At 60.4% G+C, this 24,615-nt stretch carries 25 protein-coding genes; 5 read left to right on the forward strand and 20 right to left on the reverse strand.

Going from position 1 to position 24,615, the window contains the following annotated elements; translation table 11 throughout:
* Positions 1-28: 28 nt before the first annotated feature.
* From LIY36_RS16550 to LIY36_RS16565, 4 genes are read right to left on the reverse strand one after another with little or no spacing between them, the layout of a single operon-like run.
* A complete protein-coding gene (locus LIY36_RS16550; RefSeq protein WP_226456324.1) occupies positions 29-745 on the reverse strand; it encodes an ABC transporter ATP-binding protein in 717 nt (238 codons plus the stop codon).
* Complete coding sequence (locus tag LIY36_RS16555) at positions 738-1,511, reverse strand: ABC transporter ATP-binding protein (protein WP_226456325.1); 774 nt, start codon at positions 1,509-1,511, stop codon at positions 738-740. The genes LIY36_RS16550 and LIY36_RS16555 overlap by 8 nt, the downstream gene beginning before the upstream one ends.
* Positions 1,508-2,593: a branched-chain amino acid ABC transporter permease gene (locus LIY36_RS16560; RefSeq protein WP_226456326.1), complete on the reverse strand. Its 1,086-nt coding sequence runs from the start codon at positions 2,591-2,593 to the stop codon at positions 1,508-1,510. Before LIY36_RS16560 ends, LIY36_RS16555 begins: the two co-directional genes overlap by 4 nt.
* Entirely contained in the window at positions 2,590-3,537 is a 948-nt protein-coding gene (locus tag LIY36_RS16565; protein ID WP_226456327.1) for a branched-chain amino acid ABC transporter permease, read from the reverse strand. Before LIY36_RS16565 ends, LIY36_RS16560 begins: the two co-directional genes overlap by 4 nt.
* A gap of 172 nt (positions 3,538-3,709) precedes the next feature.
* Here LIY36_RS16565 and LIY36_RS16570 point away from each other — a divergent pair, with 172 nt between their 5' ends.
* Both LIY36_RS16570 and LIY36_RS16575 read left to right on the forward strand, forming a co-directional pair.
* Positions 3,710-4,606: a LysR substrate-binding domain-containing protein gene (locus LIY36_RS16570; protein ID WP_226456328.1), complete on the forward strand. Its 897-nt coding sequence runs from the start codon at positions 3,710-3,712 to the stop codon at positions 4,604-4,606.
* 98 nt (positions 4,607-4,704) lie between these two features.
* Positions 4,705-5,130, forward strand: coding sequence for a hypothetical protein (locus LIY36_RS16575; RefSeq protein WP_192296441.1), 426 nt, complete (start codon positions 4,705-4,707; stop codon positions 5,128-5,130).
* A gap of 214 nt (positions 5,131-5,344) precedes the next feature.
* Here the strand turns inward: LIY36_RS16575 and LIY36_RS16580 are convergent, their stop codons facing one another.
* From LIY36_RS16580 to LIY36_RS16605, 6 genes are read right to left on the reverse strand one after another with little or no spacing between them, the layout of a single operon-like run.
* Positions 5,345-7,087 (reverse strand): ABC transporter substrate-binding protein, encoded by a 1,743-nt coding sequence (locus tag LIY36_RS16580; RefSeq protein ID WP_192296442.1) that lies wholly within the window; start codon positions 7,085-7,087, stop codon positions 5,345-5,347.
* A gap of 32 nt (positions 7,088-7,119) precedes the next feature.
* A complete protein-coding gene (locus LIY36_RS16585) occupies positions 7,120-7,392 on the reverse strand; it encodes a DUF2160 domain-containing protein (RefSeq protein ID WP_192296443.1) in 273 nt (90 codons plus the stop codon).
* 10 nt (positions 7,393-7,402) lie between these two features.
* The gene (locus tag LIY36_RS16590; RefSeq protein ID WP_017735079.1) at positions 7,403-8,203 is read right to left on the reverse strand and encodes a carbohydrate ABC transporter permease; all 801 of its coding nucleotides are present in this window, start codon (positions 8,201-8,203) and stop codon (positions 7,403-7,405) included.
* A 10-nt stretch (positions 8,204-8,213) separates the two neighbouring features.
* Positions 8,214-9,080, reverse strand: coding sequence for a carbohydrate ABC transporter permease (locus tag LIY36_RS16595; RefSeq protein ID WP_017735078.1), 867 nt, complete (start codon positions 9,078-9,080; stop codon positions 8,214-8,216).
* On the reverse strand, positions 9,077-10,174 hold the full coding sequence (locus LIY36_RS16600) for an ABC transporter ATP-binding protein (RefSeq protein ID WP_226456329.1): 1,098 nt from the start codon (positions 10,172-10,174) through the stop codon (positions 9,077-9,079). Before LIY36_RS16600 ends, LIY36_RS16595 begins: the two co-directional genes overlap by 4 nt.
* The gene (locus tag LIY36_RS16605; RefSeq protein ID WP_226456330.1) at positions 10,174-11,268 is read right to left on the reverse strand and encodes an ABC transporter ATP-binding protein; all 1,095 of its coding nucleotides are present in this window, start codon (positions 11,266-11,268) and stop codon (positions 10,174-10,176) included. Before LIY36_RS16605 ends, LIY36_RS16600 begins: the two co-directional genes overlap by 1 nt.
* A 342-nt stretch (positions 11,269-11,610) precedes the next feature.
* On the opposite strand from LIY36_RS16605, the gene LIY36_RS16610 reads away from it, so the two are divergent.
* The gene (locus tag LIY36_RS16610) at positions 11,611-13,428 is read left to right on the forward strand and encodes a sigma-54-dependent Fis family transcriptional regulator (protein WP_226456331.1); all 1,818 of its coding nucleotides are present in this window, start codon (positions 11,611-11,613) and stop codon (positions 13,426-13,428) included.
* Here LIY36_RS16610 and LIY36_RS16615 read toward each other — a convergent pair.
* From LIY36_RS16615 to LIY36_RS16660, 10 genes are all read right to left on the reverse strand, one after another.
* On the reverse strand, positions 13,425-14,357 hold the full coding sequence (locus LIY36_RS16615) for a FecR family protein (RefSeq protein WP_226456332.1): 933 nt from the start codon (positions 14,355-14,357) through the stop codon (positions 13,425-13,427). The two genes, LIY36_RS16610 and LIY36_RS16615, sit on opposite strands and share 4 nt — an antisense overlap.
* Positions 14,357-14,896, reverse strand: a complete 540-nt coding sequence (locus LIY36_RS16620; RefSeq protein WP_226456333.1) for a sigma-70 family RNA polymerase sigma factor — start codon at positions 14,894-14,896, stop codon at positions 14,357-14,359. The genes LIY36_RS16615 and LIY36_RS16620 overlap by 1 nt, the downstream gene beginning before the upstream one ends.
* Before the next feature lie 1,211 nt (positions 14,897-16,107).
* On the reverse strand, positions 16,108-18,222 hold the full coding sequence (locus tag LIY36_RS16625; protein ID WP_226456334.1) for a TonB-dependent receptor family protein: 2,115 nt from the start codon (positions 18,220-18,222) through the stop codon (positions 16,108-16,110).
* 151 nt (positions 18,223-18,373) lie between these two features.
* A complete protein-coding gene (locus LIY36_RS16630) occupies positions 18,374-18,643 on the reverse strand; it encodes a hypothetical protein (protein WP_192296449.1) in 270 nt (89 codons plus the stop codon).
* Between the two features lie 115 nt (positions 18,644-18,758).
* Positions 18,759-19,655 carry an aromatic amino acid DMT transporter YddG gene (yddG, locus tag LIY36_RS16635; protein ID WP_226456335.1) on the reverse strand — a complete coding sequence of 299 codons (897 nt, stop codon included), beginning with the start codon at positions 19,653-19,655 and terminating at the stop codon, positions 18,759-18,761.
* A gap of 144 nt (positions 19,656-19,799) precedes the next feature.
* Positions 19,800-20,480 (reverse strand): hypothetical protein, encoded by a 681-nt coding sequence (locus LIY36_RS16640; protein ID WP_226456336.1) that lies wholly within the window; start codon positions 20,478-20,480, stop codon positions 19,800-19,802.
* Positions 20,481-20,645: 165 nt separating this feature from the next.
* Complete coding sequence (locus tag LIY36_RS16645) at positions 20,646-20,942, reverse strand: putative quinol monooxygenase (protein ID WP_226456337.1); 297 nt, start codon at positions 20,940-20,942, stop codon at positions 20,646-20,648.
* 259 nt (positions 20,943-21,201) lie between these two features.
* Entirely contained in the window at positions 21,202-21,585 is a 384-nt protein-coding gene (locus LIY36_RS16650; protein ID WP_226456338.1) for a hypothetical protein, read from the reverse strand.
* An 83-nt stretch (positions 21,586-21,668) separates the two neighbouring features.
* Positions 21,669-22,202 carry an ATP-binding protein gene (locus LIY36_RS16655; protein WP_226456339.1) on the reverse strand — a complete coding sequence of 178 codons (534 nt, stop codon included), beginning with the start codon at positions 22,200-22,202 and terminating at the stop codon, positions 21,669-21,671.
* Positions 22,203-22,366: 164 nt separating this feature from the next.
* Positions 22,367-22,999 (reverse strand): hypothetical protein, encoded by a 633-nt coding sequence (locus LIY36_RS16660; RefSeq protein WP_226456340.1) that lies wholly within the window; start codon positions 22,997-22,999, stop codon positions 22,367-22,369.
* Positions 23,000-23,098: 99 nt separating this feature from the next.
* Here LIY36_RS16660 and LIY36_RS16665 point away from each other — a divergent pair, with 99 nt between their 5' ends.
* Positions 23,099-23,536: a GNAT family N-acetyltransferase gene (locus tag LIY36_RS16665; RefSeq protein ID WP_226456341.1), complete on the forward strand. Its 438-nt coding sequence runs from the start codon at positions 23,099-23,101 to the stop codon at positions 23,534-23,536.
* A gap of 180 nt (positions 23,537-23,716) precedes the next feature.
* Positions 23,717-24,604 carry a nitrilase family protein gene (locus LIY36_RS16670; RefSeq protein WP_226456342.1) on the forward strand — a complete coding sequence of 296 codons (888 nt, stop codon included), beginning with the start codon at positions 23,717-23,719 and terminating at the stop codon, positions 24,602-24,604.
* The last annotated feature ends 11 nt before the right edge of the window (positions 24,605-24,615 follow it).

Consider the following 24,615-nt stretch of genomic DNA (forward strand, 5'->3'; position numbering starts at 1 on the left):
GGCGTCCGGTAGCGTCATGGGGGTGTGGTTATTCGCCGAGGTACGCACTGCGCACCTCGGGGTGTTCGAGCAAATCCCGGGACGGGCCGCTGAGGCTGATGCGGCCGGTGTCCATCACGTAGGCGCGGTCGGTGACTTGCAGGGCCAGCCGCGCGTTTTGTTCGACCAGCAACAGGGTCATGCCCTGGCGACATACGTCGTCGATCACCTGGAAGATCTTCTCGACCATGATCGGTGCCAGGCCCATCGACGGCTCATCGAGGACCAACAAACGCGGGCGCGACAACAGCGCACGGGCCAGGGCGAGCATCTGTTGCTCGCCGCCGGACAGCAGGCCGGCAGATTGGTGCAGGCGTTCTTCCAGGCGCGGGAAGTGCCCAAACAGCTCGCGTATTTCGCGCTGCACTTGCGCGTGATCGCGGCGCAGAAAGGCCCCGGCCTGGAGGTTTTCCAGCACGCTCATGCGCGCGAAAATCCCGCGCCCTTCCGGGACCATGGCGATGCCTTGGCGCAGCAGTTGCTCGGGCGCCTGGCCAAGGACCGATCGCCCGGCAAAGCGGATCTCGCCCTTCGCCGCCGGCAGCAGGCCGGTCAACGCCTTGAGGCTTGAGGTTTTGCCCGCCCCATTGGCGCCGATCAGCGTGACGCGCTCGCCTTCGTGGATATGCAGGTCGAGGGCTTTGACCGCTTCGATAGCGCCGTAGCGCACCTGCAAACCCTCGACTTTCAATAAGGCTTCAGACATGGGCGCTGGCTCCGAGATAAGCCTGGATGACCGCCGGGTGCTGACGGACTTCAGCGGGCGGTCCGACGGCGATGACCTGGCCATAATCGAGCACGCTGATGCGGTCGCAGACGCCCATCACCAGCTTCACGTCGTGTTCGATCAACAGCAGTGTGTGGCCGTCGTCGCGGATTTTTTCCAGCAGGCCTCGCAGTTGTACTTTCTCACTGGCGTTCATGCCCGCCGCCGGTTCATCCAGGGCCAACAGGCGTGGTTCGGTGGCCAGGGCGCGGGCGATTTCCAGGCGTCGTTGATGGCCGTAGCTGAGGCTGTCGGCGCGGTAGTTGGCAAACCCGGCGAGGCCCACATAGGCCAGCAAACGATGAGCATGGGCGCGTGTTTGCGCCTCTTCGTCGCGGGCGCTGCGGTGCTGACTCAAGGCCGCCCACAAGCCATTGCGGGTGCGCACATGGCGACCGACCATGACGTTTTCCAGGGCGCTCATCGCATTGAACAGGCGGATATTCTGAAAGGTGCGCGCAATGCCGGCCTCGGTCACCTGATGCACACTGGTGGGCTGGTACTCCCGGCCTTCGAGCTGGAAGCGCCCGGAGTCCGGGGTATACAGCCCCGTCATCACGTTGAAAAAGGTGGTCTTGCCCGCGCCATTCGGGCCGATCAATCCGTAGATCTCGCCGGGCTGGATACTCAGGCTCACGTCGGTCAGCGCCATCACGCCGCCGAAGTGTTTGTTGACCTTGTCGATCTGCAACAGCGGTGCGTTCATCGTGCCACTCCTTTGGGCCACAATCCGGCGGGTCGGTACAGCATCGCGAGAATCAGCGCCAGGCCGTAGAACAGCTGGCGGATGATCTCCGGGTCCACCAGCACCTGGCCGAACAGCGCCTGTTGCAGCGGCCCCATGCTGGCGCGCAAGGCTTCGGGCAAGGCGGCGAGCAGTACGCAGCCAAGAATCACGCCCGGGATATGCCCCATGCCGCCCAGCACCACCATCGCCAGCACGGCGATGGACTCGTTGAGGGTGAAAGACTCGGGCGAAACAAAGCCCTGGAACGACGCAAACAACGCCCCGCTCACCCCGCCAAACGCGGCGCCAATCGCAAACGCCAGCAGTTTGAGGCGCACGGTGTTGATGCCCATGGCCTGGGCCGCGTCTTCGTCTTCACGGATCGCTACCCAGGCGCGGCCGATGCGCGAATGCTCCAGGCGGATGCAGGCGAACAGGATCAGCAGCACCAGCGCCGCAAACAGGTAGTAATAGAGATACACCGAAGGCAGGCGCAGGCCGAACAGTTCCTGGGTGCGGCCCAGGTTGACGCCGAGCAGGTTGACCGGGTCGACCTGGGCGATGCCCTTGGGCCCATTGGTGATGTTTACCGGGCGATCGAGGTTGCGCAGCAGGATGCGGATGATTTCGCCGAAACCCAGGGTGACGATGGCCAGGTAGTCGCCGCGCAGGCGCAAGGTCGGCGCGCCCAATACCACGCCGCACCCGGCGGCGAGCAACGCGCCCAACGGCAGGATCAGCCAGATCGAGGTGTGCATGCCCGCCGGCAACCACGCCGCCAGCGCGGGAAACTGTTGCAGCAGATGGGGCGACGAGAGCAGCGCGGCGAGGTAGGCGCCCACCGCGTAGAACGCGATGAAGCCCATGTCCAGCAGCCCGGCGTAACCGACCACGATGTTCAACCCGAGGGCGAGCATGATGTACAGCAGGGCAAAATCCAGGGTGCGCACCCAGGTGTTGCCGCCGGCGTGGCCAACGATCCACGGCGCCAGCACCAGGGCCACGGCGAACAGCAGCAGGCCCAGGCTCGCGCGCTGGTTGGGGGTCAGGGAGTTGATCATGCGCGGCTCGCCAAACGTTCACCCAACAACCCGGAAGGACGCAATACCAGCACCGCGATCAACACGATGAAGGCGAACACATCCTGGTAATTACTGCCAAACACGCCGTTGGTGGCCGCGCCCAGATAGCCGGTACCAAGGGCTTCGATCAACCCCAGCAGCAAGCCGCCCAGCATGGCGCCCTTGAGGTTGCCGATGCCACCCAGCACCGCAGCGGTGAAGGCCTTGATGCCCGGCAAGAAGCCCATGTAGAAATGCGCGCTGCCGTAGTTGCTGGCCATCATGATCCCGGCGAGCGCTGCCAATGCGCCGCCGATGGCAAAGGTGATGACGATCACGCGATTGGGGCTGATGCCCATCAGGCTGGCGACTTGCGGGTTCTCTGCCACGGCGCGCATGGCGCGACCGAAGCGCGTGCGCTCCACCAGCACCAGCAGTGCGGCCATCACTGACAGGGCGATGGCAATCGTCGTCAGCGCCGTGACGTTGGTGATCGCCGGATGCGCGCAGGCGCCGGGCAACACTTCAATCGGCTCCAGCGGCAACAGTTGCGGGAACATCTGCGGGTTGCGGGTCCACACCAGCATGGCGATGGTTTGCAGCAGCAACGACACACCGATACCGCTGATCAACGGCGCCAGACGTGGGGCATGGCGCAAGCGACGGTAGGCGACACGTTCGATCACCACCGCGAGAACTGCGCAAAACGCCATGGCGACGACAGTGGCGCCGAGCAGCACCAGCACTGGCGGCAAAGCGGGCCAGGTCGCCTGCAACAAGCGGATTACCGACAGGCCCACCAGCGCGCCGATCATCAACACATCGCCATGGGCAAAGTTGATGATGCGCAAGATGCCGTAGACCATGGTGTAACCCAGGGCCACCAGCGCGTAGAGACTGCCCGTCATCAAACCATTGAGCAGTTGTTGGATAAACCCATCCATGAAAACCGTCGACCTCAGTGCGTACAGGGGCGGCACACTAAGCATCTATTCTGTTTTTATCAAATAACAGAAAGTCATATGGTTATATCAAGCTTAAAACAGGCTATTTATGCCGAAAATACGGCGCTTATGGCTCTTTATTTGTGGATTTAGTTGGTATTTAATTCAACACATGAATAAATCAGAACAGTTAGCCAATGACCCTCCCCTGCGCGCCGTGCGCACGTTCGAAGCCTTTGCCCGTCATGGCGGGGTGAATGCCGCCGCGCGCGAGCTGGACGTTTCCGCCTCGGCCATCAGCCATCAACTGCACTTGCTGGAAGACTTCCTGCAGCAGCCGCTGACCTTGCGTCAAGGCCGCAACCTGGTGCTTACCGACGAAGGCCGCGAGTACTACCGCGCCATCCGTTCGGCGTTTGCGGTGCTGCGCAGTGCCACCGAACATGTGCGCGAAAAAAGCGCCACGCGCCAGGTGACCATCAGCCTGATCCCACTGTTTGGCATCAACCTGTTCATCCCGCGTTTGGCGAGTTTCCTGAAGGACCACCCGGCACTGGACATCAACGTGACCTATGCCAACCACCGCAGCTACCCGAGTGACGCGGCCGACCTGTCGATCCGTTTCGGCACCGGGCACTGGCCGGGCTATCACAGTGAGCCGCTGATTTCTGGCGCGGTCACGCCCTATTGCAGCCGCGCCTTCCTGGCGCAACACGGGCCGATCGACACGCCCGCAGCGCTGAGTGAACTGCCGCTGCTGCACGACGAAGAACGCGGCACCTGGGGCCAATGGTTCGAGGCCGCCGAGGTGGATGCCACGGCGTTGAATGGGTTGTTGCTGGAAGACGGCCAACTGGCGCTGACCGCCACCCTCACCGGCCTGGGCTGCGCACTGCTGCGCGAGCCGCTGGTGGCACCGCTGGTGGCCAGTGGCGAGCTGGTGAAGCTGTTTGAACTGGAAGTGAATGATGGCCGCCAGTACTACCTGTGTCGGCGGGCCAACAGTGAGTTGTCGAGCGAGGGCAATGACTTGTATGACTGGATCAAGCGCAGTTTGATTGCCGTCTGAGCCGTGTGAAGATCCGCATCTTGAATTGAGCCAGAGCCGAATTTAGCTGCTATTGTGCCGCGCTCTGAAAAACCGCCGAACCTGCGAGGAAATGCACGTTGAACACTGACGAAAAAATGACCGGGGACCTGTTCGAGGTGGATAAGCGCCTGTCACTCAAACCCGTGGTGGACTTCAACAGCTACCTGCGCACAGCGTTCGGCGACGGCCCGTGCACCTGCATCCGCTGCACCGCCAGCCAGGGCGATGAAAGCGGCTATGCGTTCCAGCACACCTTTACCTTTGACGGCAAACCCACCCACCGTCGCTTCGCCACCACCTCGGGCAGCGATGTGTTGCAGGTGTTGAAGAAGGCGTGGTTGTCGTACACCAAGGCTGAGTTGCCACTCAGTGGCGTACTGGCACTGGAGACGGTGAAGGAGTTTGTCGAGCCGCAATTGCACAAGCGTCTGGTGCCGCTGTTTTTGGCTAGCGAGCTGGTCAAGGAAGTGGACGGTGAGTTGCACATCCAGTTGCAGGACTGAACAACCTGAATAATGTCGCAGGGGGTTGGCGAATGCGCTGACAGCGGCGCAGCCCCTCGCCAACAACCAAAATCTGTAGTGAGCGGGCTCGCCCCGCGCTGGGGGGCGAAGCCGCCCTAAAACCAGACACCTCGGTCTTTCTGATACACCGCGGCGCCTGGATTTGGGGCGGCTTCGCCACCCAGCGCGGGGCGAGCCCGCTCACTACAAGTTGTTACTTACGGGCGGCCTCCCATTGTTTGAGCAGGTCGCCGTAGGCCACGGTCTCGCCTTTGGGTTTCTCGTTGGCCAGTTTCGGCTTCGGTGCACCCGGCTGGTCGAACCAGTATTGCGCGTCACGCTCGGGGTTCATTTTCGGGCCGCACGTCGTTTGCACCTTGGAACGCTCCAGGCGCGTCATGATTGCGTCTTGCTCCTTGGCCAGGTTATCCAGCGCCTGTTGCGGGGTCTTCTCGCCGCTGGCGGCGGCGGCGATGTTGCTCCACCACAGCTGCGCCAGACGCGGGTAGTCGGGCACGTTGGTGCCGGTTGGCGACCACTGTAGTCGAGCCGGACTGCGATAGAACTCCACCAGGCCACCCAGCTTCGGCGCCAGGTCGGTCATGGCCTGGGAGTTGATGTCGGACTCTCGGATCGGCGTCAGGCCGACGATGGTTTTCTTCAGCGAGACGGTTTTTGAGGTCACGAACTGCGCGTAGAGCCAGGCCGCAAGCTTTTGCTTCTCTGGAGTGGACTTCATGAAGGTCCAGGAGCCTACGTCCTGATAGCCCTTCTTCATACCTTCTTCCCAGTAAGGCCCGACCGGCGACGGCGCCATGCGCCATTTCGGCGTGCCGTCGGCATTCACCACTGGCAGGCCCGGCTTGACCATATCGGCGGTAAACGCGGTGTACCAGAAGATCTGCTGGGCAATATTGCCCTGGGACGGCACCGGGCCGGATTCGGAGAAGGTCATACCCGCTGCTTCCGGTGGCGCATAGGCCTTCATCCAATCCACGTATTTCTGCGTGGCGAATACGGCGGCCGGGCCGTTGGTGTCGCCGCCACGGGTGACACTGGAGCCCACCGGATGGCAGTCCTCGACGCGAATGCCCCACTCGTCCACCGGCAGGCCGTTGGGCAAGCCTTTGTCGCCGCCACCGGCCATGGAGAACCAGGCATCGGTGAAGCGCCAGCCCAGGGACGGGTCTTTCTTGCCGTAGTCCATGTGCCCATACACGCGCTTGCCGTCGATCTCCTTGACGTCTTCGCTGAAGAATTTGGCGATGTCTTCGTAGGCCGACCAGTTGACCGGCACGCCGAGGTCATAACCGTACTTTTCCTTGAACTTGGCTTTGAGGTCCGCACGTTCGAACCAGTCGGCGCGGAACCAGTATAGGTTGGCGAACTGCTGGTCAGGCAGTTGGTAGAGCTTGCCGTCCGGCGCGGTGGTGAAGGACAGGCCGATAAAGTCCTTCAGGTCCAGCGTCGGCGAAGTGAAGTCCTTGCCTTCGTTGGCCATCAGATCGGTGATGGATTCCGTCTTGCCATAGCGAAAGTGCGTACCGATCAAGTCGGAATCGTTGACCCAGCCGTCATAGATGTTCTTGTCGGACTGCATCTGGGTTTGCAGCTTCTCCACCACGTCGCCTTCCTGCAGCAGGTCGTGGGTCAGCTTGATCCCGGTGATTTCACTGAAGGCCTTGGCCAGGACCTTGGACTCGTACTCGTGGGTGGTGAGGGTTTCCGACACCACGTTGATCTTCATCCCACGGAACGGTTCGGCCGCCTTGATAAACCACTTGAGTTCCGCCAGCTGCTGCTCGGCCGTGAGGGTGGATGGTTTGAACTCGCTGCCGATCCATTTTTTCGCGGCATCTTCGTACGCATCGGCCCAGGCCGAAGCGCTCAAACCGCTGAGGGCCAAGACGGCGGCCAATGAAATGCTATGTCGCAGCTTATTGTTTTTATCGAACATAGAGACCTCCTGGTTGTTTATTCATAAGGGCACTAGCCCCAACGCATCACGCTCAACAGCCACACCAGGGACAGCGCAGTCGCCACCCAGATGCTCCAGCCGGTGACGCCGATTACCAGCAAATGCAGGTAGGCGCTGCCGAGAAGACCGATAAACAGGCGATCACCACGGGTGGTGCTGATCGGTAAAAAACCGCGCCGGGGGATACTCGGCGAACGCAGTTCCCAGGTGGTCATGCCCGCCAGAATCAGGGCAATGCCGCCGAAGAACAGTGCAGTGGGGGTGGTCCAGGCCATCCATTCCATCATCGACTCCTCAGACCCGGCCCAGGGCAAAGCCCTTAGCCACGTGGTTGCGAACAAACCAGATCACCAGCATGCCGGGCAGGATGGTCAACACCCCCGCCGCTGCCAGTACGCCCCAATCGATGCCCGATGCCGAGACCGTACGGGTCATCACCGCAGCAATGGGCTTGGCGTTGACCGAGGTCAGAGTGCGCGCCAGCAGTAGCTCGACCCAGGAAAACATAAAGCAGAAAAATGCCGTCACGCCGATGCCCGAGCCGATCAGCGGGATAAAGATCTTCACGAAAAACTTGGGAAACGAGTAGCCGTCGATGTAGGCGGTTTCGTCGATCTCCTTGGGTACGCCGGACATGAACCCCTCAAGAATCCACACCGCCAGCGGCACGTTGAACAAACAGTGAGCCAGTGCCACGGCGATGTGGGTGTCAAACAAACCGATCGACGAATACAGCTGGAAGAACGGCAGTAAAAACACCGCCGGCGGCGCCATACGGTTGGTCAGCAGCCAAAAGAACAGGTGCTTGTCGCCGAGGAAGCGATAGCGCGAAAAAGCGTAGGCCGCCGGTAGTGCCACCGTAAGAGAAATCACCGTGTTCAGGCTGACGTAGTACAGCGAATTGAGGTAGCCGGTGTACCAACTCGGGTCGGTGAAGATCACCTTGTAGTTGGCCAAGGTGAAGTCCTGCGGAAACAGCGTGAGCCCGCCGAGGATTTCGGTGTTGCTCTTGAAGGACATGTTCAGCAGCCAATAGATCGGCACCAACAGGAACAGGATGTAGATCAGCAGCGGGATAACCTTGCGCTTGCTCATGTCTGCGGCCTCAGCGGTTGGCGTCGGAGTGGGTCATGGCGGTGTAGAACAGCCAGGACACCAACAGGATGATCAGGAAGTACACCAGGGAAAACGCTGCCGCCGGCCCCAGGTCGAATTGACCTACGGCCATCTGGGTCAGCGTCTGACTGAGGAAGGTAGTGGCATTCCCCGGTCCACCGCCGGTCAGTACGAACGGCTCGGTGTAGATCATGAAGCTGTCCATAAAGCGCAGCATCACCGCGATCAACAGCACGCTTTTCATCTTCGGCAACTGGATATGTCGGAACACCGCCCAGGCGGATGCACGATCGATCCGTGCGGCCTGGTAGTACACATCCGGAATGGCCCGAAGCCCCGAGTAGCAGAGCAGCGCCACCAACGAGGTCCAGTGCCATACGTCCATGACCAGCACAGTGACCCAGGCGTCTGCCGTGTTGGCCGCGTAGTTGTAGCTGATGCCCAGCGCGTTGAGGCTGTAACCCAGTAAACCGATGTCGGCGCGGCCGAAAATCTGCCAGATGGTGCCCACCACATTCCATGGGATCAGCAACGGAATCGCGAGGATGATCAGCACCAGTGACGACCAGCGGCCCTTGGTCGGCATGGTCAAGGCGATGGCGATACCCAGAGGGATTTCGATCAACAGCACGCAGGCCGAGTAGATGAACTGGCGCAACAGTGAGTCGTGCAGGCGCGGGTCGAGCAGCACCTGCTTGTACCAATCGGCACCGACGAAGTAGCGGCTGGATTGGTCGAAGATGTCCTGCACCGAGTAGTTGACCACGGTCATCATCGGGATCACCGCACTGAACGCCACCAGCAGGAACACCGGCAACACCAGCCACCAGGCCTTGTTGTTCTGCACCTTGTTCATGGCTGCACCTCCAGCAGGTAATCGTCGGCGTAGAGCATCAGCCATTGCGCGGGGAAGCTGATGCAGGCCTGGCCTTGCGGCACCGGTTTGTCTTCGGCCAGGCGGACCTTCAACAGCGCGCCGTCGAGGTTGAGGGTGATGATCTTGTAGGTGCCGAGGTCTTCCAGATGAGTGACATCGGCGTGCAGGGCGTCAGGGTTGTACTCATCCCATACGTGGATAAATTCCGGGCGGATACCGACCTGGAGTTTTTTGTAAGGCGTGTCGTTGATGCGCTGTTGAAGCGCCTCGGACAACGGCAGATGGGTACCAGCAAAACGCACCCCGCCCACCTCGGCCTGCACCTCGATCAGATTCATCCCAGGGCTGCCGATGAAATAGCCGACAAAGGTGTGGCTGGGGCGCTCGAACAGTTCACGCGGCGTACCGAACTGCACGATCTGCCCGCCGTACATCACCGCGATCTTGTCGGCGAAGGTCGAGGCTTCCAACTGGTCGTGGGTCACGTAGACCATGGTGATATTGAACTGCTCGTGGATCTGCTTGAGCTTGCGCCGCAGCTTCCACTTGAGGTGCGGGTCGATCACCGTCAACGGTTCATCGAACAGGATCGCCGACACGTCGTCACGCACCAGGCCACGGCCCATGGAGACTTTCTGCTTTTCGTCGGCGGTGAGGTTGCGCGCCTTTTTCGTCAGCAGGTTTTGTAGGTCGAGGACTTCGGCAATTTCCTGCACCTTGCTGTGAATTTTCGCTTCGGCCATGCCCTGATTGCGCAGTGGGAACGCCAGGTTGTCGAACACGGTCATGGTGTCGTACACCACCGGGAACTGAAACACCTGGGCAATATTGCGTTTTTCCGGGGTGAGGTCGTTGACCACTTTGGTGTCGAACAGCACCTGGCCTTCGGAGGGGCTGAGCAGGCCGGAGATGATGTTGAGCAAGGTCGACTTGCCGCAACCCGACGGCCCGAGCAACGCGTAGGCACCGCCCTGCTCCCAGACGTGGTTCATTTCCCTAATTGCGTAGTCCTCAGGACCACTCGGCGTAGGGCTGTAGCTGTGCGCCAGGTTCTGCAAATGGATCTCGGCCATCAGGCAACCCTCGCAACACGTCGCCCGGGAGCTTGGACCAAGCGGCCCTGGCTATCGAACACAAACAGTTTATGGGTGGGGATATACACGCGGATCGGTGCGTCGACGTCGTACTCATGCACCCCAGGCAGGTGCAGCACCAGTAGGAAATGTTCGCTGCGCACATGCAGAAAGGTTTCCGAGCCGCTGATCTCGGCGACTTCCACAGTCACCGCCAGCTCCAGGTCATCGTCGTTGCTCGGCACCAGGCTGATATGGCTGGGACGCACGCCAAAACGGAATTCGCCTTCACCGATGGGGCGCAAATCGACATTGAGCGGAAAGTGCACAAAATTCGCGAAGCTGACTTCGTTGCCGCTGATCCGTCCCGGCATCAGGTTGATCGGCGGTTCGGAAAACAGCTCGGCAGCCAGCACGCTCTGGGGTTGGTGATAGACCTCGGCGGCCTTGCCGCTCTGAATCACCCGACCTTCGTGAAGGATGGTGGTGGTGCCACCCAGCGCCAGGGCTTCGTTGGGTTCGGTGGTGGCGTAGATGGCGATGGTATGGCGCGCCTTGAACAGCTCGCGCATTTCCTGACGCAGCTCTTCGCGCAGTTTGTAGTCCAGATTCACCAGCGGCTCATCGAACAGGATCAACTCGGCGTCTTTCACCAAGGCCCGGGCCATGGCCGTGCGCTGCTGCTGGCCGCCGGACAATTCCAGCGGGTGGCGCTGCAGGAATTTCTCGATGCGCAGCATCTTGGCGGTTTCCAGCACCTTGCTTTGGATCAGCTCGTTGGCCATCCCGGCCTGGCGCAAGGGCGAGGCGATGTTTTCGAACACGGTCATGGTCGGGTAGTTGATGAACTGCTGATACACCATCGACACGTTGCGCAGGCGCACCGGCTTGTGGGTGACATCCACGCCGTTCATCAGAATGCGGCCGCTGTCGGGCTTGTCCAGGCCGGCCATCAGGCGCATCAGGCTGGTCTTGCCGGACAGGGTGCGGCCGAGCAACACGTTGAAGGAACCGGCTTCGAAACGCAGGGTGGCGTCGTCGATCCAGGTTTGGCCTTCAACGACGCGGGAGACATGTTCCAGGGTCAATGACATGACACGACCTTTTTTATTATTGGAATGAATCTGGCCATTCGTCAGAGCGAGTTTCGTGCCAAAACTGCAAGTGCTTGATGTATGAGGAAATGGCTTGAACGGGATGTTCGGGAGTGAACAATCCGACTGAACAACTGAACAGTTCGGGGGTTGACAATGAACAGTTCTGAACAACACTCTCTTGGCCATCGACACCGCCAACATGTGGGAGCGGGCTTGCCCGCGATGACGGTGTATCAGCTTGCCTGTTCAGTGACTGACCCACCGCTATCGCGGGCAAGCCCGCTCCCACATCGGGCTGCGCAAGGCTGTATAAAAATAACAATAAAAGAAGGTCACACCATGGCCGAACCCTTGGCTCACGACACCCTTATCCAGGAATCCTGGCGCCGTTGCCGCGCATTCGGCCTGGACCATCAAAGCGCCCCCAGCTTTGATCAACTGCCCGCCGCAGGCATCAGCCAACTGCTCGAAAGCCAACATTCCCTGGTGCAGACCACCCACCAGGAAGTGTTGCCGTACTACGAAAACATCCTGAGCAATTCCAACTGCCTGATCATGCTGGCCGACAACCAGGGCCAGGTGCTGACCTCGTGGGGCACCCAGCGGTTCATCGAGCCGAAACTGGCCCGCGGCTTCAACCCTGGCGCCAGCTGGCAGGAGCGTTCCAGCGGCACCAATGCCATCGGCACCGCGCTGGCCTGTGCCCAGGCGGTGCATATCGAGCACGACGAACACTTCCTCAAGGCCAACCGCTTCATGACCGGTTCGGCGGCGCCGATTTTCGATGCGCAACGCGAGATCATTGCGGTGCTGGATGTGTCCAGCGACAGCTACCTGCCGCCCTCCCACACCTTGGGCATGGTCAAGATGATGAGCCAGACCGTAGAAAACCGGCTGATCCTCAACCTGTTTCGCGGTGAACACTTCCAACTGACCTTCAACACCGGCCTGAACAACCTCGACAGCCAATGGGCCGGCCTGCTGATCTTTGATGACAGCGGCCAGGTGCTCTCGGCCAACCGCCGTGCAGACAACCTGCTGGGCATCAGCTTGTCGCGGGTGATGATCGACCGTTTGTTCAAGGTGTCGCTGCTGGAGTTGTTGAACCAGCCGGAAGGCTTGCCGTTTTCGTTGCAGGCGGCGGGACGCAATCGGTTCCAGTGCCTGTTGAAACGCCCCAAGCAGATGCCGGTGCAGGCGCGAGTATTCACACAACCCGCAGCGCCAAAGCCGGCAGCGGTTGGCCTGAAAACCTTGCACTTCGGCGACCTGCGCGTGGAGAAGGCCGTACGCCAGGCCGAGCGGTTGCTGGAGAAGGACATTCCGCTGCTGATCCACGGCGAAACCGGCGTGGGCAAAGAGGTGTTCGTCAAAGCCCTGCACCAGGCCAGTTCCCGCAGCCAGCAGGCGTTTATCGCGGTGAACTGTGCGGCCATTCCGGCTGAGCTGGTGGAATCGGAACTGTTCGGCTACGAAAAAGGCGCGTTCACCGGGGCCAATCAGAAAGGCAGCATTGGCCTGATCCGCAAGGCCGACAAGGGCACGTTGTTTCTTGACGAGATCGGCGATATGCCGCTGCCGACCCAGGCGCGTTTACTAAGGATATTGCAGGAACGTTGTGTGCAACCAGTCGGTAGTAGCGAGCTGTTCCCGGTGGATTTGCGCATTATCTCGGCCACCAACCGCGCCCTGCGCGAATGGGTGCAGGCCGGGCGTTTTCGTGAGGATTTGTACTACCGCATTGGTGGCCTGACCCTGGAGTTGCCGCCCTTGCGCGAGCGCACCGATAAGCAGGCGCTGTTCCAGCAACTCTGGCAACAACACCGCGAGCCGACCCAATGGGCCGGGCTGAGCGCCGAGGTGCTGGCACTGTTTGAGCAGCATCCGTGGCCGGGGAATTTGCGCCAGGTGAGCAGCGTGTTGCAGGTCGCGCTGGCGATGGCCGAAGAGCAGCCGATTCGCGCGGAACACCTGCCGGATGATTTTTTTGTCGACCTGAACGTGACGCCGCCGCTGCCCGCCAATGAGTTTCTGGATGACAACATCGACCTGAACCAGCGCTTGAAGGCGCTCGGCGGGAACATTTCCCACCTTGCGCGGGAACTCGGCGTCAGCCGCAACACCCTGTACAAACGCCTGCGCCAGAACGAACCCTAGCGCGGCTTGACCACCACCAGCAGGTCGGTGAAGTACTCCACCTGGATCGGCAGGTTATCCGCCAATGCCGCGAGCGCCGCCGCCGTGTCATCCAGTTTGAACACCCCGGACACCCGCAGGTTGCGCAGGGCCTCGGGATCGAAACGCAGCATCCCGTGGCGATAGCTGGCCAAGGTTTGCAGGACGTCGCCGAGGGGTTGGTCATTGACCTTGAGCAGGCCACGGGTCCAGGCGTCCGCATCGGCATTGCCGCTGGCTTGCGCAGGCTGCGCGTGACCGTGGTCAAGCACCGAACGCTGGCCGGCCATGACCTTGACGCTGTCGCGGCTGTCGCCCTGCACGGCCACGGTGGACTCGATCACCGTGACCACGGTCGTTCCGTCGGCCGCACGCTTGACCAGATAACGGGTGCCCAGTGCCGTCGCCGTGCCCTGGTCGGTGCGCACTACGAACGGTCGCTGCGCATCCTTGGCCACATCGACCCAGAGTTCGCCTTGCAGCAACTCGATCACTCGCTGGTGGCCGTCAAATTTCACGTCCACCGCCGAGTTGCTGTTGAGCTGCAGTTGGCTGCCATCGTCGAGGGCGATCTGCCGGCGTTCGCCGACGCCGGTGCGCTGGTCAGCCATCCACACCGGCAGGTGTTGCAGGCCCAGCCAGGCGCAGAGCACCACGCCGAGCAAACCGACCGCCTGGGCGCCACGCCGGTGTTGGGGCGCAAACGCACGGTTGAGGGCGCGACGCGCAGGCTTTGCCGGCAAGGTGTCGAGGCTGCCCCACAGGCCGCGCATGCGCTCGATGGCGACGGCGTGGCGCGGGTCGGCGTCGCACCATGCGCGGAAGGCCTGGCGCTCGGCGTCGCTGACGTCTTCGTCGTGCAAGCGTGTCAGCCAATTCGCCGCTTGCTGGATGATGTGTTCGCAGTTCATTAGAGCGGGTCGGCCCCGTGCAGGCTGTGGTAACAGTGCACCAGGGCGCTGGAGATGTAGTTTTTGACGGTGCTGGAGGAAACTTCCAGGCGCGTGGCGATTTCACTGTAGGTGAGCCCGTCGAGGCGACTTAACAGAAAGGCCTCGCGAGCCTTGGCGGGCAAGCCGGCGAGCATCTCGGCGATGCGTTCCAGGGCTTGCAGCGCGACATGGATCGCCGCTGGGTCGGGCATGCCGGCGTCTTCGCACTGGACGGCGAGGGCCTCCATGTAGGCTTTTTCGATACGGCGACGACGGGCACTATCGATCAGCAAGCGCCCTGCCGTGGTCGCCAGGAACGCCCGGGGCTCCTTGATATGTTGCGGTTCGGCGAGCATGAGGACGCGGATAAACGCATCGTGAGCCAGGTCGGCGGCGTGTTGCGAGCAACCCAGCTTTTTGCGCAGCCAGCCGTGCAACCAGCCGTGATGCTCGCTGTACATTGCCGCAAGGGTCTGCTGACGGGCTGAACCGTCAAGCGTGGCCGGAATGTCATGCATGCGCAAAAGAGTCTCAAATGGGAAATATTACCAATTGCGCAAACAATGCCAGTAAAACGAAGTAGGAGCAAGAACCACTGAGCAGCACCTATCACTGTTGACTGACGGACCGTCATCGCGGGCAAGCCCACAGTTGATTGATGTTGATGGGAAGTGAGTGTTCGGCTGGAGATCGCCCAGGCACTGCCAATCCCCTGTGGGAGCTGTCGAGCTTTAGCGAGGCTGCGAAGGCGGTGGCACTGTTGATAGAGGTGTTGGCTGAACCACCGCCTTCGCGGGCAAGCCCGCTCCCACAGGTGATTGGTGTTGATGGATAGTGAGTGTTCGGCTGGAGATCGCCCAGGCACTGCTAGTCCCCTGTGGGAGCTGTCGAGCTTTAGCGAGGCTGCGAAGGCGGCGGTACTGTCGGTAGAGGTTTTGGCTGAACCACCGCTTTCGCGGGCAAGCCCGCTCCCACAGGTGATTGGTGTTGATGGATAGTGAGTGTTCGGCTGGAGATCGCCCTCACACCGCCAATCCCCTGTGGGAGCTGTCGAGCTTTAGCGAGGCGGCGAAGGCGGTGGCACTGTTGGGAGAGGTGTTGGCTGAACCACCGCTTTCGCGGGCAAGCCCGCTCCCACAGGTGATTGGTGTTGGCGGGCTGTCAGTGCTCGGCTGGAGATCGCCCGAACACTGCCAATCCCCTGTGGGAGCTGTCGAGCCCTAGCGAGGCTGCGAAAGCGGTGGCACTGTTGATAGAGGTTTTGGCTGAACCACCGCTTTCGCGGGCAAGCCCGCTCCCACAGGTGATTGGTGTTGATGGGGAGTGAGTGTTCGGCTGGAGATCGCCCAGGCACTGCTAGTCCCCTGTGGGAGCTGTCGAGCTTTAGCGAGGCTGCGAAGGCGGCGGTACTGTCGGTAGAGGTTTTGGCTGAACCACCGCTTTCGCGGGCAAGCCCGCTCCCACAGTTGATTGGTGTTGATGGATAGTGAGTGCTCGGCTGGAGATCGCCCAGGCACTGCCAATCCCCTGTGGGAGCTGTCGAGCTTTAGCGAGGCTGCGAAGGCGGTGAGACTGTTGGTGGAGGTGTTGGCTGAACCACCGCTTTCGCGGGCAAGCCCGCTCCCACAGGTGAGCTGTGTTGTTCGGCAGAACGCGTCTGGCTCCAGATCTCACAGCCAACGCCAATCCCTGTGGGAGCTGGCTTGCCTGCGATGACGGTCTGTCAGCCTCAGCGCCAGCTCCAGGACACGCCGGTGTAGATGCCGCGACCATCGCCCGGTGTGGAACGCGCCATGTCTGCGCCCTTGTCGTCGTAACCCGGCGTGACGGTATTGGCGTAGCGACGGTTGGTGAGGTTGCGCAGGTCAACCCAGGCTTGCCAGTCGTGCTTGGGGGCGTCGTAACCGAAGGTTGCACCCAAGAGGGTGTAGGACGCAGCCGTGTAGGAATTGGCATAGTCCACTGCCACTTTTGACGAATGCTCGGTGTTGAAGCTGGTGTAGAAACCGGTCGGATGGCTGTAGCGCAACTGCCCCTGGTAGTAGTGCCTGGGGATACCCGGCAAGGTGTTGTCGCCGAAGCGCTCATCGTCGCGGTAGTGGAAGTCGCTGAAGGCATATGCCTGGCGCAGGTCGAGCTTGCCACTGCCGCCGCCGTCCCACAGCGGGCTGAGCAGGCTCAGTTCGATGCCTTGGTGGATGGTTGGGCTGGCGTTGTTTTCGGCGTTTATCGCACGGGTGCTGGAGGTTTCGGCCTGTACTTCTACAGTGAGCAATTCGTGGCGCACTTCAGAGCGATACAGCGCCAAGTCCCATTGGCCGAACCACTGCTCGCCACGTCCCCCGATCTCCAAGGTTGTAGCGGTCTGGTTTTTCAGGCTGACACCTTCGCGGGCCATGCCGTTGGCCGGTCCGCTCGTAAAGTACTTGTTCGAACCCCAGATCATCGACCACGCATGCGGCGGCTCCACCGAGCGGCTCAGGTTGCCGTAGACCTGCAATTGCGGCGTGAAGTCGTAACGCAGGCCGACCCGTGGTGCGTAGTCCCAATCGTGCTGGCTCAGCGGTGCGTGGGTCTCTGGGTAAGTGACTTCGGTTTCGCGGCGGGTATAGATTGCCGCGAGGCCGGTGGTCAGCCACAGGTCCGGCACCAGCTCCAGGTCGTTGCCGATGTGCAGCACGGTGTCGGATCCCAGGTAGCTGTAGTCGCGGGTCTTGGTGCCGGGGGCGTAGTATTTTGTGGGGTCTTTTGAAGGAATACGCACGTATTCCGCGCCACCGTTATTGGGCATCGCCTGGGTAGTACGCAGGCCGATGGTGGTCTTGCTGTCGTGCCCGAACAGCGTGTCCTGGCGGATGTAATTGAGGGTGCTGCTGATGTCGGTGTAGGCGACTTTCAGGCGGATGGTGCCTTCGCGCAGGTCCATCGGGTAATCGTGGTAGGCCAAGCCGAATTCGACGCGGGAGTTGTCGTCCAGCTGCAAGGTGGTCTTGTTGGCGATCCAGGTCGAGCCCGGTTGCAGGCGCTTGGAGTCACGGGCGGCGTTGAGGCTGTTGGCGGCGCGGGGGTCGTGGCTGATCTGGTCGCGCGTCAACTTGCCGGGGGTATCGTTGGTGGTTTCGCGGTAACGGATGTAAAAACGCGTTTCCAATTCCGGGCTGAAGCGGTAGCCGAAGTTGGCGGCGAAGCCTTTGCCGGTGGCTGCGCTCTGGCGTTGGTAGCCGTCGGATTCGGAGTCGGTGAGGCTGATGTAGTAGTCGGCATCCCCCAGCACCTGGCCCGAGCTGATCTCGCGCTGGGCGTAACCTTTGCTGCCCACTTCATAGCGCAGTTGCAGTTTGGGCGCATCGTAGCCGGTGCGGGTCACGTAGTTGACCGCGCCCCCCAGGGCCAAGGCGCCCTGGTCGAAACCATTGGCGCCGCGCAGCACTTCGACGCGGCTTTGCCACAACGGGTCTTTCAATTCATAGGGCGTGCCGCCAGGGCCGGTCAGCGGCAGGCCGTCGAACATTTCATACAGGCCCGAGCCATGGGCACCGGGGCTGCGGTTCAAGCCCGAGCCACGGATCGACAGTTTGATCCCTTCGTTGTTCGCTGCCTTGGCGTACACCCCGGCCTGGTACTTGAACACGTCCTCGTTGGTGCTCACCCTGCCCTGCTGCACGCTGTCCATGTCGATGTAGTTGGTGCCGCCCGGCACGCTCTTGAGCTGGGCCTCGGCGATTTCGCCAGCGCTGGCTTCGCTGCTGGTGACTTCGACCGGGGCCAGTTGCAGACCTTCGGCGTGCACCAGTGAGCCAAAGGTCAGGGCAGCGAAAAGGAGCGGAGGTTGACGCAGCAACATGGGGTGGGTCCTTGGAAATCGGGGAGGCGAAAATGGCGGGGCCCAGATGGGAAGACAAGGATCGCGCTCAAGTCACGCCTGATTAACCGGGTATTTACCTGTGGCGTACAAGCGATCAGCAATGGCGGCCTGTCAGAAGGAAAGGATCGATCTAACCGCGGCTGAGATTCAGCGTCTGCAACAGCTCATCGGCCTCTGAACCGGGAGGAAACCGCAAACCATACATTTCATCGGTCGCCAAAATCTCGGCCAGGGTGTCGTGCAACTGCGCCTCTGTCGGCGATTCCCGCAGCAGTTTGTGCGCGGGCAATAACAACTCCGCAGAAACGCCTTGAACGCTCGCGGCATTGATGACGGCAAACAGGATAAATCGCAGGCGAATCTCGCGATCAGTCGGCCAACGCGTTTTTTGCTTACCCAAGGCAGCCACTCATGTTTAAGAAAAGTCCGAGGCTATTGCCGAGCCGAGAGCGTTTCAAGCAGCGTCCGTGCACTTAGGCCCGTTCCTACACTGGAAAGCGAAACAACGTACTGGCTCAGGCCGTTGAACGCACCCGCGTTGCCTGCCAGCACATCAGTGAGCCCAGCGTTACCAGGACTGCGCCTTGCCAGAACTGTGCAGTGAGATGCGCACCCAGCCACACAGCGGCAAATGCCGAAGACAACACCGGCGCAGAGTACGAGGCAGTGGCGAGCAACGTCAGGTTGCCGCGCAGTATTCCGACGTTCCACAGCGCATAACCGCCGGCCATGGCCACACCGGCCGCACCCAGTTGCAGGCTGCCATTGAAAGTGAATGCCGGCAGCACTTCGCTGCTCAGCGCGTATTTCAACCAGAGCACACTGGCGGCCAGGATGAAAAACAGCATCACCAGATTTTGCCCGCCGGCGTAGCGTCGGGTGACATTGCAGTAAAGCGCAAAAGTGACTGCACAGCCGAGCGCGAGGCTATAGCTCAGGGGGTTGCTGTTCACATTGGCGACGAGGGTGGCCAAGGCCAGGCCATCGCCGCTCACCACCCACACGATGCCGAACAACGCCAGCACGGTGCCAGGCAAGATCAGCCAACGGGCCTTTTGCCCATTCATGACGATGGCGAGCAGTACGGTCAGGCATGGCCACAGGTAATTCACCACACCCAGCTCAATCGCCTGGTTGTGATTGCTTGCGTAACCCAATGCCAGCGACAGGCACAATTCGTACGCCACAAACAGCGCACTGCCCACAATCAGGTAGAACCAGGAGGTGGAGCGCACCCGCGGCCGTCCCAGGAACATCACCAGCAGCACCGCTCCCAGTGTGTAGATCAACGCCGCACCGCCCAATGGGCCGAACAGTTCACTGACGCTGCGGATAAGCCCGGCGGCGGTACTCCACAGGAGAATCGCTACCAAACCGCATGCAGTGGCTGCACGCTCGCTGTTGATCTGCATTGAGGCCTCTTGGGCAAAGCGGATGGGGTGCTAGGCGGCTGAAACCGTCTATCACGGGGCAATTGGACATTTTTAGCCACAAGGATGTAAAGCAAGACGAGGATAACGCCATGCTTTTTCCCTGCTATGGCGTACGCATGTGGCTCACTGTACCGGCAGAAAATTCATCAGCAACAAGCTCTGCGCATAGTTGACCCCGATCCGCCGGTAGCGCTCATCCAGCAGTTGGGTCAACAGGTCGAGCCGCGCGACGACCTTGCCAAACTCCACGGCAAAACTGAGGTTGCTGCCCTCCTCCGAGATTTCGTTGGAGAACAGCAGCAACACGCCATTGGCATCCTGGCGCTGGCTGAGCAGCCAGGTGGCCTTCTCGATGTTGCGTGCGGCGTTGCTGACGAATTGCGGGTTGATTGAATCGGTGAGGTAAAACTCGGTGCGCCCGCCGTGGGCGGTAACGATCATGCTGCCGATGGCATAGATAAACGCACCGACACGATCGCCGCGAAACTCCGGGCTCAAGGAGTAGCTCAACGCCACCAGGTCGCGCCGCTCGCCAAGGGCTGGCAACGGGCGACGGTTTTCAATCGCCAGGCGGATTTCCCGGGCCGCGCTCACCGCATCCGGGTATCCCGATTGCCGCCATTGGCTGGGGTTGCGCAGGTAAAGTTTGTTCATCAGCAAATACAGACTTTGCAGATTGGCGCGCATGCCCAGGGTCGCCATGCGATCAACGCTGGTCTGAAAGAACTCATCCGGCTTGCCGTTACTCAATTGCTTGGCCACATCTCGCGCCTGCTGCTGGCTGCAACCGACAGTACAGAGCATGAACGCGGCAGCCAGTAGCAGAGGCTGACGCGTCCAGCGACGCTTGCATGAAGTAAACAGACGAACTATCGGCACCAGGTCTCGCTCTTGTGACCACAGGGAGTATTTATGTGGTGGGGTCAGAGATAGAGCGAGGAAATGCAAAAAAGTGCGATAGGCGCTTGCTTAAACAGCGGCCTCAAGCAACAAGACCGTGGAAGGCCCGGCGCGGAACGTAGGATTGTGCCGGCTCGCCGCGATCATATGGGGCGTGGCGTGGTGGGCTTCGAGCGCAGCTTTGGACGCCCACTTCTCGATCAGCACGAAACTGTCCGGGTTGCCGGAGACGGGGTGCAGGTCATATTGAATACAGCCTTGCTCGGCCCTGACCAGCGGCGCCAGTTGCGCGAACGCTGCCAACTGGTCCGGCCCGCGGCCCGGTTGGGTCTGGATAATCACGACAAGCCGTACTTCATCTGACATGGATAACACCCTTCACTGTGGGAAAAATGAACCGACACAGTACGCCAGCTGACCAGCGAGGCACAGTCCTACAAAAAAGCTCGTATTGCAGGCTTTCCTTTCACGCCGTTTTCACAGACGGAGGCTTATGGTTAATCCAGCTCCTAATGAACATCCCTTTAGCCCGTGCCCCCATCGCGGGCTTTTCTTTGTCTGGGATTTATCAGGCAATGTGCGGCAGCGCCGCGAGCCGGCTGGCCCATCAGCGGCGGATGGCGGCCTACGGTTCCTTGCTCGATGGAAGCGAGGTGACCAGGCCTACGCAGCGATTCAGCATCTGGACGCCGAAGGCTTCGGAAACTGCCACGTGCTCTTTTTCGGTGTTGGCAACCTGAACATTTTTTGCCTCTCGAATGAAATAGGCTCGCATCTTTTTTTGCTCATCGGAGGGCTCAGAGTAGGCGTCATCAGGGTAAGTCGGCGTGGGTTCCCCCTTCTGCCTGGCGTACATCACCAAAGTGCCGTCGTTCTGCCAGGTCCGACAGAACGCGATTTCGCCCTCGGTCAACTTGATCTTGTCTCCGTCGCTGCTCCACGCCCAGGTGTTGGAAGCGCAAATCAGGCTGGTGCCGGCGAGCAGGAGGCTGGCGGTCAATCGTTTCATCGGGTGTGATCCTTCACGGTAGAGGGTCGATGCCATCGCGGGGCGCAGTCGTTCGGACCGCGTGTTCGACAGTGGGTTCCGGGCTAACGTGGCAGCGCCTGGATGACATCCGCCGCCATCTTTTGCGCATCCCGCGTTCCATCAATGCGCAACACCTGCGCCGTTTGCTCCGACAGCCACCTCTCGTGCCACGCGCGGTTGCGCCCTGAAAAGCCCGGATCGTCATACTGCGAAGCCCACTCCCGAAAGGCCACATGGATCTGGTGCATGTCGCCACCGGGCGCGATCCGATCGCCAAAGCGCTGTTTTTCACGGGCCGCCAGGCGTTCGCGACGAACGGGCGTGGGTGTCACCACGAACACGATCAGGTCGACAGCAGCCATCAGGGCGTCGCCCCAGCCCATGCAGGAACCGGTCAACAGCCAAGCTTCGCCACTGAGTGTTTGCTGAATCAATGACACACGTTCAGCGGCGGGTCGCTTGGTCGTAAACGGCGGGTTTGTGGGCATCCAGTAGAAGTCATCGACGTCGACGTGTTGCACATCGAGCCGCGTGGCAAGGTTCTGGCCCAGGGTGGTGACACCTGCGCACGAGGCGCCAGTGATGTAGATCCGCATGTTTTCCTCCGTGAACGCGCGACCAGCCTACTGCAGATCGCCGAGGGGGATTGTTCACGGCTAACTACGCGATCCACTTTCGCACGCCTATCAAGGTTCGTATCGCCTTAGAGGCGTTTGAAAAGCCGAAATGGAAAACCCGTAAATGGATGGATGTGCTTTGCTCATTTGTCCAGATTCAGTAGTTCGTGCATCCGTTCGCCGATGATTCCCCGCAACCACGTCGCATGAAACTCCATGTTTTCCAGAGAAGTGCCCTGCGCAAACCGGAACTCGAATACCTTGTTCTTTTGTCCCTGAAACACCACGCTAAAATGGCCATCGCGGTCAAACGCAGCGACCACATAGGGGCAGATGTAAATAATGTCGCTGAATGGCACGCGCCATTGAGTGGGTTTACGTCCGCGCCGAGTGACCGTGAGGGTCAGCAGTCGCTGGTTTTCGTCGAACGTGAAGGCCTCCACGCTAGGCTCAGAAAATATCCACGCAAAGACCAAGCCCATAAGCACGACAAAACCAAGCAGGAACAGGATGAACGACGATGTTGTGAAACTCGACTCATCCCCGGATGGCACGTCCTGCATCGCACCGAGCCCGACAAAAAGCAGTATCGCCAGGCAGAAGGCCGGCAACAGCATAAGCACCGCGCAGCAGAAGCCCAAAATGGCCGAACCGGTGTTGCTAATGGTCAAGAAGTCCGGACCGCTATGCCAAACAGGCGGATGGGCGGCGGTGCTTTCAGTGCTTGGTGCGGCAGGAGGTGTTGCGAAGTGATCAGGTGGACGTTGACGGTTCATCCAGCAGGCTCCAAGGGTGCGGCGTAGACATTTTCGCTGCACTAGCACCGATATATGTAAGGATACTTTCCATTACACGGATGAAAAAAGGAAGACGCCATGGAAGCAGTAGTCCGGCTTGCCAAACTTGCCGATGTCGATGCGATTTTCAAGATTCGAACCAGCGTTCAGGAAAATCACTTATCTGAAGATCAGTTAGCGGATATGGGGATAACACCTGAAGCCATAAGTCAGGCAATTTCAGAGACTCCGTGCGCTTGGGTCGCGCAGGTCTGTGGTGTTCCAGTAGGTTTTTCGATGGTCGATATTGAAGATGGCTGCGTATTCGCGGTCTTCGTCCTACCGGAATTCGAAGGATACGGGTTGGGGCGTAATCTGATGCACAAAGCAGAGTCTTTCCTGTTTAAACGCCATCAGAAGATATGGCTAGAAACCGCTGAAGCAAGCCGTGCGAGCGGATTCTATAGAAACCTTGGCTGGCAGCCCGTGAAGAATCTAGGGCAAGGGGACATTCGTTTTGAGAAGCAACGGAAGTAAAGCCTGCAAAAGATCAAGATTTTACTCTTGACGACTACCCGAGCTACCAGACCCAGCCTTTATGGCAAGAGCCTACATCTCTAGCGGAAACAGACTACTGACGAGCACACCGAAAAGACCTCCTACTTAAGCATCCGCCTACCGTAGCGGAGCCATAACAATAAAAAGAGGTCATGATCCATGAACGAAGCTACCAGTCTCGCCCGCGTTGCCGTTGTGCAATTCGATCCGCAAGTCGGCACACAAAATCGCCAGTCCAACCTCGCCAACAGCCTTAGCCTGGCCCTGCAAGCGGTGAACAATGGCGCCAACCTGATTGTGCTGCCGGAGCTGGCCAATACCGGTTACCTGTTCAGCAATCGCCAAGATGCGTTCGAGCATGCCGAGTCCATTCCGGACGGCCCAAGCATCCGAGCCTGGATGGATTTTGCGCGAGACCGGCAGGTATACCTCGTCGCCGGGCTGGCGGAGCGCGAGGGCATGCAACTGTTCGACACGGCGGTGCTCTTGGGCCCGGATGGTTTGATCGGCAAGTACCGCAAGGCCCACCTGTGGAACAAGGAAAAGCTGTGGTTTACGCCGGGCAATCTAGGTTTCCCGGTGTTTGAGACGCCCATCGGCCGCGTCGGCTTGCTGATTTGCTGGGACATCTGGTTCCCTGAAGTCCCTCGCATACTGACCCAGCAAGGCGCCGACATCATTTGCAGCTTGAACAACTGGGTGTGGACTCCGCCGCCGCTGTTCGATGAAGCGGGCAAATGCATGGCCTCCTACCTGACCATGACCGCCGCCCACGTCAACAACGTATTCATCGCCGCTGCCAACCGGATCGGTGAGGAACATGGGGGGCGGTACCTTGGTTGTTCGCTGATCGCTGGCACCAACGGTTGGCCAATCGGCAAAGTCGCCTCGCCGAATGAGCAGGCCATTTTGTATGCCGACATCGATCTGTCCAGCGCCCGCAGCGCACCGATCTGGAATGATCTGAACGACCTGCAGCGTGATCGCCGCATCGACCTGTATGACGGCATGCTCGGCTATCGCCACCACCCGTGCCTGCCACGTTGATGGGGGCAGGA

The organism is Pseudomonas sp. AF03-9 (assembly GCF_020515815.1).
GTDB lineage: Bacteria > Pseudomonadota > Gammaproteobacteria > Pseudomonadales > Pseudomonadaceae > Aquipseudomonas.

Coding starts and splice junctions, on each gene's coding strand:
- LIY36_RS16550 (WP_226456324.1), bottom strand. CDS start 745: ATGTCTGAAGCCTTATTGAAAGTCGAGGGTTTGCAGGTGCGCTACGGC.
- LIY36_RS16555 (WP_226456325.1), bottom strand. CDS start 1,511: ATGAACGCACCGCTGTTGCAGATCGACAAGGTCAACAAACACTTCGGC.
- LIY36_RS16560 (WP_226456326.1), bottom strand. CDS start 2,593: ATGATCAACTCCCTGACCCCCAACCAGCGCGCGAGCCTGGGCCTGCTG.
- LIY36_RS16565 (WP_226456327.1), bottom strand. CDS start 3,537: ATGGATGGGTTTATCCAACAACTGCTCAATGGTTTGATGACGGGCAGT.
- LIY36_RS16570 (WP_226456328.1), top strand. CDS start 3,710: ATGAATAAATCAGAACAGTTAGCCAATGACCCTCCCCTGCGCGCCGTG.
- LIY36_RS16580 (WP_192296442.1), bottom strand. CDS start 7,087: ATGTTCGATAAAAACAATAAGCTGCGACATAGCATTTCATTGGCCGCC.
- LIY36_RS16585 (WP_192296443.1), bottom strand. CDS start 7,392: ATGGAATGGATGGCCTGGACCACCCCCACTGCACTGTTCTTCGGCGGC.
- LIY36_RS16590 (WP_017735079.1), bottom strand. CDS start 8,203: ATGAGCAAGCGCAAGGTTATCCCGCTGCTGATCTACATCCTGTTCCTG.
- LIY36_RS16595 (WP_017735078.1), bottom strand. CDS start 9,080: ATGAACAAGGTGCAGAACAACAAGGCCTGGTGGCTGGTGTTGCCGGTG.
- LIY36_RS16600 (WP_226456329.1), bottom strand. CDS start 10,174: ATGGCCGAGATCCATTTGCAGAACCTGGCGCACAGCTACAGCCCTACG.
- LIY36_RS16605 (WP_226456330.1), bottom strand. CDS start 11,268: ATGTCATTGACCCTGGAACATGTCTCCCGCGTCGTTGAAGGCCAAACC.
- LIY36_RS16610 (WP_226456331.1), top strand. CDS start 11,611: ATGGCCGAACCCTTGGCTCACGACACCCTTATCCAGGAATCCTGGCGC.
- LIY36_RS16615 (WP_226456332.1), bottom strand. CDS start 14,357: ATGAACTGCGAACACATCATCCAGCAAGCGGCGAATTGGCTGACACGC.
- LIY36_RS16620 (WP_226456333.1), bottom strand. CDS start 14,896: ATGCATGACATTCCGGCCACGCTTGACGGTTCAGCCCGTCAGCAGACC.
- LIY36_RS16625 (WP_226456334.1), bottom strand. CDS start 18,222: ATGTTGCTGCGTCAACCTCCGCTCCTTTTCGCTGCCCTGACCTTTGGC.
- yddG (WP_226456335.1), bottom strand. CDS start 19,655: ATGCAGATCAACAGCGAGCGTGCAGCCACTGCATGCGGTTTGGTAGCG.
- LIY36_RS16640 (WP_226456336.1), bottom strand. CDS start 20,480: ATGCTCTGTACTGTCGGTTGCAGCCAGCAGCAGGCGCGAGATGTGGCC.
- LIY36_RS16645 (WP_226456337.1), bottom strand. CDS start 20,942: ATGTCAGATGAAGTACGGCTTGTCGTGATTATCCAGACCCAACCGGGC.
- LIY36_RS16650 (WP_226456338.1), bottom strand. CDS start 21,585: ATGAAACGATTGACCGCCAGCCTCCTGCTCGCCGGCACCAGCCTGATT.
- LIY36_RS16655 (WP_226456339.1), bottom strand. CDS start 22,202: ATGCGGATCTACATCACTGGCGCCTCGTGCGCAGGTGTCACCACCCTG.
- LIY36_RS16660 (WP_226456340.1), bottom strand. CDS start 22,999: ATGAACCGTCAACGTCCACCTGATCACTTCGCAACACCTCCTGCCGCA.
- LIY36_RS16665 (WP_226456341.1), top strand. CDS start 23,099: ATGGAAGCAGTAGTCCGGCTTGCCAAACTTGCCGATGTCGATGCGATT.
- LIY36_RS16670 (WP_226456342.1), top strand. CDS start 23,717: ATGAACGAAGCTACCAGTCTCGCCCGCGTTGCCGTTGTGCAATTCGAT.